The sequence below is a fragment of the Brevibacillus sp. SKDU10 genome (genome assembly GCF_001645205.1).
Taxonomy (GTDB): Bacteria; Bacillota; Bacilli; order Brevibacillales; family Brevibacillaceae; genus Brevibacillus_B; species Brevibacillus_B halotolerans.
The window spans coordinates 1-13,533 of the sequence record NZ_LSSO01000047.1 but is presented as its reverse complement, the minus strand read 5'-3'; the positions used below and the strand labels follow the sequence as shown (position 1 = coordinate 13,533).

At 44.0% G+C, this 13,533-nt stretch carries 8 protein-coding genes and 1 pseudogene; 1 reads left to right on the top strand and 8 read right to left on the bottom strand.

Annotation, left to right across the window (positions count from 1 at the left end):
- From AYJ08_RS03880 to AYJ08_RS03870, 3 genes are all read right to left on the bottom strand, one after another.
- The coding region (locus tag AYJ08_RS03880) for a condensation domain-containing protein (protein ID WP_064016664.1) at positions 1–1,587 on the bottom strand (1,587 nt) is incomplete at its 3' end.
- 890 nt (positions 1,588–2,477) lie between these two features.
- Positions 2,478–3,416, bottom strand: a complete 939-nt coding sequence (locus tag AYJ08_RS03875) for a hypothetical protein (RefSeq protein ID WP_064016665.1) — start codon at positions 3,414–3,416, stop codon at positions 2,478–2,480.
- A gap of 121 nt (positions 3,417–3,537) precedes the next feature.
- Complete coding sequence (locus tag AYJ08_RS03870; RefSeq protein ID WP_064016663.1) at positions 3,538–4,113, bottom strand: sigma-70 family RNA polymerase sigma factor; 576 nt, start codon at positions 4,111–4,113, stop codon at positions 3,538–3,540.
- 144 nt (positions 4,114–4,257) lie between these two features.
- Here AYJ08_RS03870 and AYJ08_RS23315 point away from each other — a divergent pair.
- Positions 4,258–4,377 (top strand): annotated as a pseudogene (locus tag AYJ08_RS23315) (Tn3 family transposase); the annotation flags it as partial.
- Positions 4,378–4,635: 258 nt separating this feature from the next.
- On the opposite strand, the gene ppsA reads toward AYJ08_RS23315, so the two are convergent.
- From ppsA to AYJ08_RS23810, 5 genes are all read right to left on the bottom strand, one after another.
- The gene (gene ppsA, locus AYJ08_RS03865; protein WP_064016662.1) at positions 4,636–7,251 is read right to left on the bottom strand and encodes a phosphoenolpyruvate synthase; all 2,616 of its coding nucleotides are present in this window, start codon (positions 7,249–7,251) and stop codon (positions 4,636–4,638) included.
- 499 nt (positions 7,252–7,750) lie between these two features.
- The gene (locus tag AYJ08_RS03860; RefSeq protein WP_064016661.1) at positions 7,751–9,331 is read right to left on the bottom strand and encodes a SagB family peptide dehydrogenase; all 1,581 of its coding nucleotides are present in this window, start codon (positions 9,329–9,331) and stop codon (positions 7,751–7,753) included.
- A gap of 22 nt (positions 9,332–9,353) precedes the next feature.
- Positions 9,354–11,297 (bottom strand): TOMM precursor leader peptide-binding protein, encoded by a 1,944-nt coding sequence (locus AYJ08_RS03855; RefSeq protein ID WP_064016660.1) that lies wholly within the window; start codon positions 11,295–11,297, stop codon positions 9,354–9,356.
- Positions 11,294–13,231 (bottom strand): putative thiazole-containing bacteriocin maturation protein, encoded by a 1,938-nt coding sequence (locus AYJ08_RS03850; RefSeq protein ID WP_064016659.1) that lies wholly within the window; start codon positions 13,229–13,231, stop codon positions 11,294–11,296. The genes AYJ08_RS03855 and AYJ08_RS03850 overlap by 4 nt, the downstream gene beginning before the upstream one ends.
- 95 nt (positions 13,232–13,326) lie before the next feature.
- Positions 13,327–13,533, bottom strand: a 207-nt coding sequence (locus AYJ08_RS23810; protein ID WP_197490576.1) for a hypothetical protein, incomplete at its 5' end; no start/stop codon positions are given.

The following is a 13,533-nucleotide window of genomic DNA, read 5'->3' as shown; positions in this document are numbered from 1 at the left end:
TACACCTACAATCATATCTAAAGAGCGATCCGCCATGATGCCGATTAGCTGTTCTCGCCTTACTCCTTTAGCAAGAAGCGTTCTGGCCAATTGATTTGCCCGTTCATTAAGTTCCCTGTACGTGAACTGACGATCTTCCCACACGACAGCAATATGGTTCGGTGTTTTTTCCACTTGCTCTTCAAAAAGCATGGAAATCGTTTTATCCATGGGATATTCTGCATTCGTATCATTGAATGTAAATAGCACCTGATGTTTTTCTTCTTCTGAAAGCAGTTGAATCTCGGAGAGCGGTTGCGAGGGGTTCATCATTACTTGCTGTAAAATGTTCAATAATCCATTGATCATGCTGTCAATCTCTTGTTCTGTAAACAATTCAGTACGGTAATCAAGATAGAGCTTAAGCTCATCTGTATTCATTTCTTCTACAATGTGAATGTTTACATCGTTAATTTCGTGACCGTGCGAAAGGCTTTCCGTTTGGTACGTGACACCGACGATCTCGTCCCATTTAAGCGGTCGATATTCTATACAAATGCCAAATAATCTGTCAGTCTGTGGGTTATTTTTTCTCAAATGCTGAATGAGTAAATCATACGGGTATTTTTGATGTCGAAGAATCGAAGCTTTTTCTTTATTCACATGCTGGAGAAAAGTGACAAAATCTATATGTGGGTCTAGGTAGGTACGAAGTGGAAACGTGCTGACAAACATGCCAAGCATCTCTTTTTCTTCTTTTGTGGTGCGATTGGCATATACGGTCCCGATCGCAATATCGCGTTGGCCAGTCATTTTATATACATAGACATATAGTGTGGCAAGAAATATGGAGAAAATATTCGCGGTGTAATTATCACAAAATTCATGCATCTCATGAGTTAATTCTTTAGGGACCTGAATCGTTTTTCGTTGAGCTTCCGTACCTATTTGGTATGAATTATAATCCTTGAGGCTTATAAATTCAGGTAAGGTGGAAAATTTTTGATGCCAAAAGGTGCGGTCTTTCTCGAATCGGGGGGAAGATAAATATTCTTGTTCATTTCCAATGAAGCTTACATATGATGGAGCTTTTTTTTGAGGCTGATGCTCATGGTCCATTAGGTTTGCGTAGGCTTCAAAGATTTGTCTTGCCAGAAAATCAAGGGACACACCATCAATCATGATATGGTGAAACCTGCCAAAAATAAGTGTTTCCTTATCGCTTACACGAATGATTGAAAATGCATATAATCTAGACTGAATTTGTTCGAAAGGGATTTGAGACTCATGGTTTGCCCATCCGTCAAAGTCTTCAAAATCGTGAATATCAAAAAGCGGAATCTCGATAGGTTCCGGTTCGGCAAAATACTGCTTCGGTTCCTCGTCATCATTCTGAATTAGCCGAATTTGGAAATCACTATTATTTTCTGTCACGAAATGAATAGCCTTGATTAATAAGGAATAATCGATGTTTCCCTTCACTCTAATAAAACCTGCAAGATTGGAAATGCTTGAATTGGAATATAGCTGTTCGGTATACCAGATTCTTTTCTGCGGATGTGTTAGTGAATAAGTCTCAGAAATTACCCTTTCAGTCTCTTTGTGCATATTCTGTTCCTCCCCATATCACGTTGGTACCTCATTTCTCATTTGATTTGTAAAAAATTAACACAATTAAAAAAGCAGCAAATGAATTCAATCACCAAATATATTATAATCACATTCTTCTAATTTTTTCTATTATTTTCTATTTAATTCTAAAAATATCCATAAAACTCTTGTTAAAATATGTCAAAACCAAGAAAACCTCATACACCCACAAACTATTCGCCTTCCTTTCCCTGACAAAAATCGGTTCCCTAGCTTAGAAAACTGTCATCTATCTGACGCTATTTATTACTAAGCTTGGCGATTCATTTCTACAAGATCTTTTCGAAAGGCTACCCTCGCAGTACCAGCTTCTCTGTGCAAAAATAGATGGCATTGACCTCACAGGCTATACGATAAGGCGTGATCCCGCTCTCTTACTAAAAGCGCCAAAACATGTAACATTTTTCATTCCGAAATTTCTTCAAAAACAGTGCATGACAGATCGCCAAATTTTTGATGTTAAATTATATGTTAAGGGAATAAAAGTGACATATAGATTAACAGATTCTACCCTCACCCAGTTTAAGCATTTTAAGCTCTTATCCGAGAAAAAAGCTGATGATTCCTTAGCGTAGGAAAAATCGGCTTTTTTCATCCTGAATTTATCTTAGCGTACCTCTGATTGATCTAAAAATGGCCGGTTTCCTGTAGGCTAAGGATACCGGCCTCTTATTACTTTTTGCCAATTTCGATATAGACGCGATATCTAGCTATTTCTAATAAATCATGGATACATCACTTTGAACGTTGCTTGCATCGATAATCTTATACGATTTTGTTTCGGGAAATGCGCTATACAGCTTCTCAACCGATATTTTGCCAACCTCATCCGACTTGACTTGTTATTTCTACCATTCAGTTTCAGTTTTGTGTTCAATGATTTTTAATACTTTTGGTTCAACTTCTTTTAACAATTGTTCCATGAAACGATTGCTTATCGTTACTCCATTTTGTTCAGCTTGAAGTTGGCTTTCAACCTGTGTTTTTGCAATCACATCAATCACTTGTTGTTTAGAGACATTTTTAGATGCTGCAATCTCCACAACAGAATTACCTTTTGCTAATTCTTGTTTTAATTCTGTCGGGGTAATTTTTAGTAAAGAAAATAGTTTTTCATCGTTTAAAAAGTAATCAGCAGTATAATCAGGCTTACCATTTCTAGAGAAATAGCCTTCTACTTCATTGTTAGAAGGTGTAGGAGCTGACGGAGAAAGATTAATTGTATTACCATGAACAAATACCTGGTAACCCTCTCCTTCTGATCCCTTTTTGGTGTAATTCAAGATAAATGTTTTTTGATTTGGGTCCTCCATTTGCTCCATGTCAACCTCGTACTCTTTGATGTTGCCATACATTTTATCAATGAGATGACTTACCTTTGCCTTGATTTCCTGATTGGTTAAAGTAATGAGTGGCTTCTCCTTAGGCTCCCAATTCTCTTGAGTCAGGTCTTCAATCTCACCCGTAATACCGTTTGTATGAAGGGTAAACTTTTTGCCGGTTCCTCCTTTTTCCTGCAGTACGATGCTTTGTTGGATCGTTTTCATATTGGTTGAATTAATGGGGTCTCCAAGGTAGCTTGCATTGATAATCTCAAACGATCTCGTTTCGGGAAATGCGCTATACAGTTTCTCAAGTGTTGCTTTGCCAACCTTATCCACCTTGACTTGTTCAGCAGTCATTGGTGTTCTAGTAAGCATGTCAATCAGGATTGGGGCCGCAAATGCTGCTGCGGTTGGAATCAAAATCGAAGCAGCAACTATTCCACCAATTAATCGTTTTTTCATGGTTACTTCGCTCCTTTTTCGTTGCAAATATTGAGAATAGGATAATTCTATTCGTTTGGAAATGGCCGGAGGGCACTCCATAGTTTCTGCCTCTTTGTACAGATGTTCACGGATTTTGCGTTCAATAGTCATTGATCTTTTCCATCCTTTCCGCGGGGAGATCCCCTAAGTTTTTTCGAAGCGCCTGGAGGCCAGCATGATATCTGGACTTGACTGTACCCAGCGGAATATCGAGCAAAGTCGCAATTTCTTCAAGAGTATAGTCGTGAAAAAAGCGGAAGATAATCACTGTCCGCTGTTTGTCGGTCAGTTTTCGTATTGACTGGGATATCATTTGGTTTGTACCATCCATCAACGCAGTATGTTGATCCCAATAAGACTCTTCCCGAGAGAAGGCACGGATGCGTTCGAAAATTCGGAATCTCCTCCAGCTCTTGACCCGAAATCTCTGCACTTGACGGATTACCAAGCCGTGTAGCCAGAAGTGGAAAGGACGGTTTGTATCGTAATTAGCAAGTGAGGTCCACATTTGCATATAGATCTCATTCATGACATCTTCCCGATCCTGCTGATGATCCACCAAAAAGGAGACTGTCCGATAGACGTCCTGATAGGTGGCATCATACATCATATGAAACGCCTGTTGATCACCCTCTTTCATTTTTATAAGTAATTGGTACATATCTTCATTTTCCATTCAGAGGGCCCTCCTGAGTAAGCAGCTTACACACTATATTGTCTCTCTATCGGAAAAAGGTTCGGTTCTCTTCTTATTTTTTTTTGCAAACGGTTGAGTGCAAGAGGCTATCGGTCCGGAAAACAACCAGGAGTACCACGACCTATCATGGGTAATTTAGGATCGTATTCAAGACAAAATAAAGCAGCGACTGCATTAGGAGCGATGGGACGAATTGAAAAAACGATCTTTGTGTTAGGTTCTATCTCTAATGAAGCCTTGCGTAGTTGCTCTGTACATTGTTTACATGTATTCAATGTATTCTTGTGAGAGCATCAAAAAAAGCAGTCCAAAACTGGAATTACAGTCTTGCCTGCTTTTTTTGATTCAACTAACGTCTCTATTACTGCAATAGATTTATTGCCAATTACCTAAGTAAGATGGGTAGATAAAAGAACGAACAGGGTAACCGCCCTTTTATCCATGGCAGGTTGTATTTAATGCCGTCCATTATGGCAGAGGCTCTTTTGACGTATTCAGCCATTACAATATTTCGATATACCCTTCTGTTCCATGCACGCGAATTCGTTGCCCATCTTTTATCAGTTTGGTAGCATTCTCCACCCCAACAACTGCTGGCAAGCCATATTCACGTGCGATAACTGCTCCATGGGTCATCAGTCCACCAACTTCGGTGACTAGGCCTTTTATAGATACAAACAATGGTGTCCAGCTAGGGTCAGTAAAGGAGGTGACTAATATATCTCCATCTTCTAGATCAGCATCTTCCATGTTTAAGATGACACGTGCCCGTCCCTCTATCATTCCGGAAGAAACAGGTAGACCTACAATAGCTTCGGCTGGGAGATTTTCTCGTTTGTACTCACCTGCAATGATTTCACCGTTAGACGTGATAACACGTGGGGGAGTTAGTTTTTCATATAATTTGTACTCGTCTTTTCGTTTGCTGATGATCTGGTAATCCAGTTTATTTGTGCGTACGACTTCGCGAAGTTCTTCAAAAGTGAGGTAGTATATATCTTCTTTTTCATAAATAACGTTGGCTTGTACGAGTTGTTCGGCTTCTTTCAGTATAGCCTGCTTATAAACGAAGTAACGATTAACCATGCCGTATTTTGGATATTCCCGATAACCGATGAAATTCCGGATTAGGTCGATCATTCGTTTTGTTTCTTTGGCTTTTTGTTCACCATCCGGTAATTGCTTCAATCGATCTAATAACTCTTGTTCTTTTTTCAAAGCTTTCTGTCGCCCTTGCTCAAATTTCTGATTGCTGGCTTTAGGCTCAAAGTTTTTGATGTTACTGAGAATCATGGGAACAAGTGTAGTTGGTTTTTCGCTCCAACGGGTTTTAGTAATATCGATTTCACCAGTACATCGCATTCCATATTTGTTGAGATAAGCATAGATAGCGTCTTGGGTTTCCTTTCCACCATCAAACTTAACCAGTTCATCCAAAAAGTTATCATCTTTTACATGTTGTAAATAATCAATTACTTCTGGATAAGGACGAATCACATCTCCTACATCCAATAGCGCCAGACCCATTTCCGAAGTAATATTGTTTGGTACAGATTGAGAAAGCGTATCTGCTACGTTTTTTTCACCTAACCACTTGTTCATTTTTTCATTGATCCATGATGAAGCATCCATAGCAGCCATAATCACATCCAAACTTTGTGGGTTAAATAGAATCTTCTTTAATTGCTGGATATCTTCTAGAATAAAATCAAATAAATCTGATCCTGATTTCGTTTGGATGTTTTGCTTTAACTCTTCTATTGATGTTTGACTACTCTTAATCAAATCAGGAACGATTGTCGGATCGTTTTCGATTTGTGCTTGAAAACCCGAAGACGATATACCTTTATTGCTTTTACTGGGACTCGGTACTTTTTTACCATCTGGTGACGATTTTATAAAATCTTTTCGCTCTATGATGGTCATGAGTGCGTCTTTTATGAGCGGATCGGATTTTCCCAAGGCATCCATTAACATCTTTCTGCTGACAGACGAAGCCAGATTATGTGTGATATCAACAAACAACCTTCCACCAGCTTTACGCATGGGTGCAGGAGTCGTTAACAGGAAAAAAGACAGTCCCAATGGTTTCATGGGGTCGGTCATCATTTGTTGATGACCGACAGATACATAGACGTGATTTTCTTGATCATTCGCTTCAGGGATCGGGTATAAAGTAGTGATTGGCCGACTCTGGACAATATAAAATGTATCATCAACCAAACACCATTCGATATCTTGTGGGCAACCAAAATAAGTTTCGATCTGTCTTCCGATGCGTGCTAGTTGTAAAATTTGTTGTTCAGTAAGTGTTTGAGTCTTTTGCTGATCAGGATCGATCTGCTTTGTCTCTGTTCCGCCTTCTTTTCGTCCATAGATAGCCAATTTTTTGGTTGCTATCCTCTTATTGACGATTTCCCCTTCCTGTACTTTATAACAGTCGGCAGATACCAAGCCAGAGACCAGTGCTTCTCCAAGTCCAAAACTGGCATCGATTGATAGCAACTTTCGGTTGGAAGTAATTGGATCAGCGGTAAATAAAATCCCTGAAGCCTGTGGGAAAACCATCCTTTGAACGATAACGGATAAATAAACTTGACTGTGGTCAAATCCATTCTGCATACGGTAGATTACCGCGCGATCCGTAAATAGGGAAGCCCAACATTTGCTGATATGCTGCAAGATTGCTTCTTTGCCGATGATATTTAAATAGGTGTCTTGTTGACCAGCAAAAGAGGCATGTGGCAAATCTTCAGCAGTCGCACTAGAACGCACTGCATAAGCATGTTCATCACCAAACTGAAAGAGATAGTGAGTAACTGCTTTCACAACATCGGAAGGAATTTCTACTTCCATAATGATTTGTCGAATCCTCCTGCTGATTTCACCAATTTGATCTCGATCTTCTACTTTTAGCATTGTTAGTCGATCCAACAAAGCATGATACGTTTCGTTTTGTTCGATGGCTTTTTGATATCCCACTGTTGTAACACAAAATCCTTCTGGTACTTGTATTCCTTCAATTTTTGATAATTCCCCTAAATTTAACCCTTTTCCGCCAACGAGCAAAAGCTGCATTTTTTCCATTTCCTGAAACCCGAGAACCAAAGAACTCATTCAATATCTCTCCTAACCATTAAATTGAGAAAAAACATTTGACAAGAGTTTATCGGCATGGTTAAGATTTTTTATCTCTTTGTTTTGGTATCCACAACATGAGAAAGCTGAGAAGAAGCAAATGTTTTACCCACCACAACAATAGTACGACCACCATTATACTGAGGTATTTCTGCACCAATGCTAATAGCTCCAGCAATTGTTCGGATTAAAATTTCATCTTCTTGTAGTGATCCTATTTTAGATCTTTTCCATTCGAGCCGACTGTTTTCCTACTAAAGCGAGTGAAAGTTGTTCCATAGTAAAACCACCTCTTACTTCAATTACGTTTGGATGTACTGTCGTGTTGCTGATTCACCATAATCTCAATATACATCAAGAGCGAGTAGTAAGCCCTTTCTCTTACAGAATCTTCACAATTTTTTATACCCTTTATGCGCGGATAAAAAAAGGTTGCCGAGTGATGTCTCGACAACCTTTTGCTTCTTCTCATTCCCCCCTAGCCATGCAAACTCCCCTCCAATCGGGTCCTCGGACGATAGGGACCAACCGGAATCTGGATCAAGCTGGTTTTTCCATGCGAATCCATCCGATTAAGATTATCACAGGACTCCACGTCATAGCCAAGCAGTGGGTGCCCGCCCATGCCGAGAGCAGTAGCCGCCAAAAGTAAACGTTGCACGAGCATGCCCGCCTCCATCTGCTGGATGCGATACCCTCTGTACCCCAGTGCTGTTTTGAGGTGATCTTTATCTCCTGCCACATGAAAGCAGAGCGGTACCTGAAACAGATTTACATTGTCCAGATTCATGCCTTGTTGCAGGTAAAGCCGATGATCGCCAAGACGTATCTGCCGCAACGCATGAGCTTCACTGTCATAGCGGTAGGCACCATCCGGAATGTCTTCTACGTTGTACAAACAGCAATACAGGAAGACACGGGGTTGGCGGTTCTCCTGGTCCTCATCCAAATCGTTTCGATATTGGAAGGAAGCAGTTGCCTCTTGTAATAAAGTAGCCAATTGCTGTTGGCTTACCTTGCCTAAAACAAAACCCATTTCCGGCGAAACCCGTTTTCTGCAGGCCGAGCCCAGATCATAAAAGAACCGCCCTACTTGAGGGAGTGCCACTGTGTTACCCTCATATGTAATTTTCTTTTCTCCTTCAAACCGCCGAAACGATTGTAGAGATTCCAGTTGGGACGCTTCGGTCATTTGGATCAGCATCGGGTATGGCAGAACCCGTTGCGACCGTACGTAGTGATCATGCTCTACCGTTAGCAACTCCCGACACAATTCAGCGGCCGTGACGCTTCCATTTGCGCCATTCCCTTTCCCAAACCACGTACTCCCCGGCTCCACCGACAGCGGGATGACCGCATAGACGCTCTCCTCCTGTTCTGACAGCCCCAGCAGATGGTTAAGCGCACGATCGAGAAACTGGAAATATACCCCCGATTCATAGCCAAACCGTTTCGAAACTTCGAGTAATTGCCCTATCAGCACGCCAGCATCCAGGCCTTGCAGGCGATAGGCGAAGTTATTGTATTTAAAGAAATTTTTCCAAAACATGGTCGTCACAAAAATGGTCGCAAAACAAGTCGATAGATCACAGCGATTGCCGAGAGCACGAGCCATATAATCATCGAAATTTCCTTTACGCAATAAAACCAATCGCTGGTGAGCGACATCATAATGGTAGATACCGGTATGGGCACCTTCCAACTTCAGATATACGTATATTTCGTTTGGATACCTCGCACCGCCAGACGGAACAAACCGTCGGTACGATTGTATCGGTCCAAAAGCTTGTTCCATCGTATTCAGATCAAAGACAGACTCGCTGAATTGAGTCAGACCGTATACGTACCAGAGAAAATGACTCATTTCTTTCAGATCTGGTTTCGTGATCGCTTGTCGCTCCTCCAGCATAAGCGGTATTTCCGCAGACAACGGGATGACAGGCAAGCCACGGTAGAGCTTAAATGGCAAGGGGGCGTCTTCCCAGTCCACCTCGAAGTCAAGTGGTATTGCCTTTTCTGTGTCGAAATGAAGAGTGTGCAGAAAAGTATCCAGCCTCATTCTTTTCCCTCCCGATCACGATTTATGGAAACGGATGCGGATGTGGATTGAGCTGTTCATACGTTAACGGCTGCTTCGTATACCCAAGCTCCATGGGCACTTGTAGTACCCGATCCAGTCCTTTAACGCGGGTCAGGTGATGTCCGAAAGTCATCGGCAACATCTCTGGAATCAGTACTTTTACGCAATGCAGTCCGTTCCGCAAGATTTCAGGTGTCGTCTGATCCACCACGATCACATCGAGATTCAATCGGCGGAACGTCTGGAGAAGGGACTTTAAATCATCGGTTAAGTCGCCATACTTTGGCTTCGGCATGAATTCCTCTTCAAACGTTCGCAATGGACGATGATCATTCAGCAAAAATTGCAGGCGCTCTTCCGCTTCCGTCAAAGCGTACAGCATAGAATGATGCTCCATCTTTTTCACCAGAAACGGATCGTGGAACATACGCACATACTCTTCACGGTTAGCCTCAAACTTCTCGTTCAATGTCAGTAGCATAGCGGCCAATTCGTGGATTGAGCTTTTCAACGCCCGCACAGGGTCCGGATGAGCGCCGCCCGCACAGATCAGATTGACTCCCTTTTCTTTTCTGTTTTTCGCCAGTGTCCAAACGCTGGGAATCCCATTCTCCATCGTCGCGTTAAACACATAGACATCATAACCGGCCACCGCCTGCAAACGGTAGAGCATCAAATGCAATTCCTGATCGTGAATCGAAAAGGGGTCAATACGAGGAAGAGGAAGCTCCCCATACCAGGTCATCAGGAATGAATCACGCTCCACCACTTCCAAAATGGCGTAGAAAATCGCCTCTTCCAGACTGCCGCCCAACGCGCATCCGTTGGAAGTTTCAAACACAAAGCAATCCTTATCACCCATCCCGTAATAGGCAAGCATCTCCGGAACCAAAATCGAGCGCTCTTGCAAGAACGAGTAGCCCCATACCCAATACATTGGTCGGTCAGGATCAAACCGTACGAACGGAAAATCAGGTCTCTCATGCTGTTCTTCGGTGTGTAGCCCTACCTTGACGGGATCGAGCGCTTGATCCGCAAGATTGTGGAAACTGTCGCGGATCACGGTCCGCTTGCCGCGAGGTGCAATTCCGCAGTACCGCTCCAAGCCCTCCAATATGGCTGTCATCTCGCTATCCTCATACGAATGCGTCCGCCCTGCTGTCCCCTCGTCCCCAGTGAACAACGGCAGACTAACACTTACATCGGCAAACGGCGACACCAGATCACGCAGTTTTTTATTCAAAAAGCCTGTTCGGTAATCCAGATACTCTTTACCCAAAACCTTTTTGAGATCGTCCATGGGGCGAGAGCGGTAACTGTCGGCGCTGATCTTCGGATTAGGTTTTAGTGATATGCGAGCTGCAAGCGCTGAATCTTCGGGCATCTGACCGCAAACCTCACATGACGGGTCAGGCAGAATGAAGTGGCGAGAACTCCTTAACATTTTCAGGTTGATCAAAAATAACCGACATTCCAAGTGGGCTTGCTCGCCTGTTAGCACCCGCTGTACCTCTGCCACGAGCACGTGAGTCATCTGCAAAAGCCCCGTGTGCGATGCCCATGCATCACGTGAGATATTCGCTTGCTCGCCCAGCCGTTGTCGCAGCTCCCATATCTCTTGACGCTCACGTCCCGCCATCAGATATCGCAGATCAGCACACTGCGAACACCCCGGCGTACCAGGACGCACCAGCGGCCCAACCACGCCTTCACCAAACGAAACAAAACCGCGCAGCCAAGGGATGCCAGATTCTTGCAACACCGCTTCCGCCTCGCGATGTACGAAAGGATTCCAAGCATCGTGCAATACCAGAGCTATTTCCGCTGTTTTCGGTATTTGGGCCTTCAAATCGGTCTGACGAACGACCTCGTAGGGAGGAGACAATTCTTTGCACACGAGATCCGCCAAGAGCCCTTCTCCGACAACCAAAACGACTGAACTCACCGGGCCTCCTCCTCTCGCAGCAAAACCCCATATACTCCTGCCAGTTCCTTTTTCAAAAAGGACTCCTGCGCCAAATCCAAGAGGAAGAGCCGCTTCTGATTCCGTTTCAAAACCTGTAGGGCGGACTGCAAGATCTCTGTTTGCGCTGTTTCGTCTAGTCCGGGAATCGCAAGACTGTTTTGCTCCTGTTCTTCCAAAAGAACGGATGCACGGGACAACGCAAGCGGCATGCGAAATTCCGCCTGATTTTGTGCCACTAACAAGGCATACTGCAACGAATTACGCAACGCCATGGTCACATTTAAACCTACACTGCCATACCAGCGTTCACCTGTACCGACCCACACTGCAGGGAAACCGAACACTTCTGCTCCCACTCCGATCCTCGGTGTTCCTTGCATGGTGATCAATGCTTGCAAATAAAACCGGCAATACTCATCTTCTACCGTACTCAATTGCACCTGATTAACAGGAGGTTTTTGATCCATATGCTGCGTGCTCAGTTCTTGGAACAAACACTTCTGCAACCCGCGGCTGACACCCTCCGCTGCGGTCTCCCCCGCTCCGACTCCGACAAAATCATGTGGCTCTAGCATTTGTCCCGTCAAGAACGTGGGAACCATACGCGATACATACGCCTCTATTCCGGTCAGCCCCGCATCCTTCCGAGCCTCCTCATGCGTCATCCCTGTGCACACCATCTCCGGCAACAGCTCGGCCGGTCCCTCCGACAGCGGGTCAGTTGCCTGAATTCGGCACTGGGCCAATGGAAGCTGCTTTAAGCCCCCCTCCTCCCAGATGTGGAAAATCCCTGATTCTGCTGATGTCAATGTGCTGAAATAAGGGATCAGACCGTTCGAATCACTTGAGTTCTTTTTTTGTTCGAGGTGTTCATCAAGATCTTCTATCCATTTGACTTTCGTTTTTCCTGTCACCAACGGGTGAGACATGAACGAATGCCAGTTTCCTTCCAACGTCTCCAGATCAAGAAGGTAGACCTTATTCTTCGGTTCCGATTCGTTCACCGCCGTAATGGTCTTGAACAATTCAAACACGATTACATTTGCCAGCATCGCTCCTGCTGTGGAGGAAAACGTGTGCAGCTTTTCGTCTTTGCAGAGCACGGATTGGTGTATACGGCGCCACGCCGACTCCCAACATTCCTCAGAGTCTGGATGCACAAGCGGTCCCGCTACCCCCACCTGCTGCAGACATATCGCTGGCAGCAGCACCTTGCCCTCTTCCCTGCAAACGGCTTGAAGAACCCGCAGTTCCTCTACATTGCCCTCCTGTGAAACGTACAAAATCGCATCAAACGGCTGCACAGCCTCGCGCCAAGTATTTACTACCTCCGCCTGCAGCGCAAGCTCCACTATGGCTACCTCGGGGTCCGTTTTGCGGGCATGAGACGCCAGCTCCACTATCCGTTGTCGATCCGTCGGCAGCGAACGATTGAGCAGCATGTGGAACCTGGACAAGCCAGAGTCAAGCAACGCCACAACCAATGAGACAAAGATCGGACCAGAGCCGATCGCCAGCACTTTAGCCTGACGATAAGACATGAAACGATAAGCACCAGAATCAGCCAGATTACTTAAAAATTCAATTTGTGAAGCATACTTTTTGCAAATCTTGTCCGTAAGCTGATGCGGACGATCTTGGCTCACATCCTGAACAAAACCATTTTGGAATAAATTTTCTGCGATTTCAAACACACGATCCCGATATTCTTTCGGCAATCTGTCCGTCAGCTCGCCCAACGTGTTCTCCCCGTTAAACACCGGCAACAGTTTTTCAACCCACTGATCAATCCCATTTCCTTCCATGCGAAATGAACCTACATTATTCCGAAAATACACATTTCCCTTTGCATCAGGGAGAAAAAAAGTATCCTTTTTCACTTTCAGACGCATAGAAGAGTCTAATCGTGTCATGTCACTCCTCCTTACCGTTAGCCGTTCCCAAAATGACGCGTAAGCACCTTCACCGTAATCTTATGTATGGCTATTTGTCCCTCATACCTCAACTTTTAGAGAGATAACCCCTGCAAGCCAAACACCTTGACTATGCAGGGGCTATCTCTTTTTCTCAGGTAGCTCAAAGTTGCCTTTAGAACCCTAGAAGCAACGGGAACAACGACTGCATCGGAAGCAATTGATGAAGATGCAAAAGCAGCTACAGGAACAACTGCACGAACAACTGCATGAACAACTACATGAACAACTGCATGAACAAC

What these genes read in the sequence shown, in the direction of transcription:
- AYJ08_RS03875 (WP_064016665.1), bottom strand. Translation starts at nt 3,416, where the DNA reads ATGAAAAAACGATTAATTGGTGGAATAGTTGCTGCTTCGATTTTGATT.
- AYJ08_RS03870 (WP_064016663.1), bottom strand. Translation starts at nt 4,113, where the DNA reads ATGGAAAATGAAGATATGTACCAATTACTTATAAAAATGAAAGAGGGT.
- ppsA (WP_064016662.1), bottom strand. Translation starts at nt 7,251, where the DNA reads ATGAGTTCTTTGGTTCTCGGGTTTCAGGAAATGGAAAAAATGCAGCTT.
- AYJ08_RS03860 (WP_064016661.1), bottom strand. Translation starts at nt 9,331, where the DNA reads ATGAGGCTGGATACTTTTCTGCACACTCTTCATTTCGACACAGAAAAG.
- AYJ08_RS03850 (WP_064016659.1), bottom strand. Translation starts at nt 13,231, where the DNA reads ATGACACGATTAGACTCTTCTATGCGTCTGAAAGTGAAAAAGGATACT.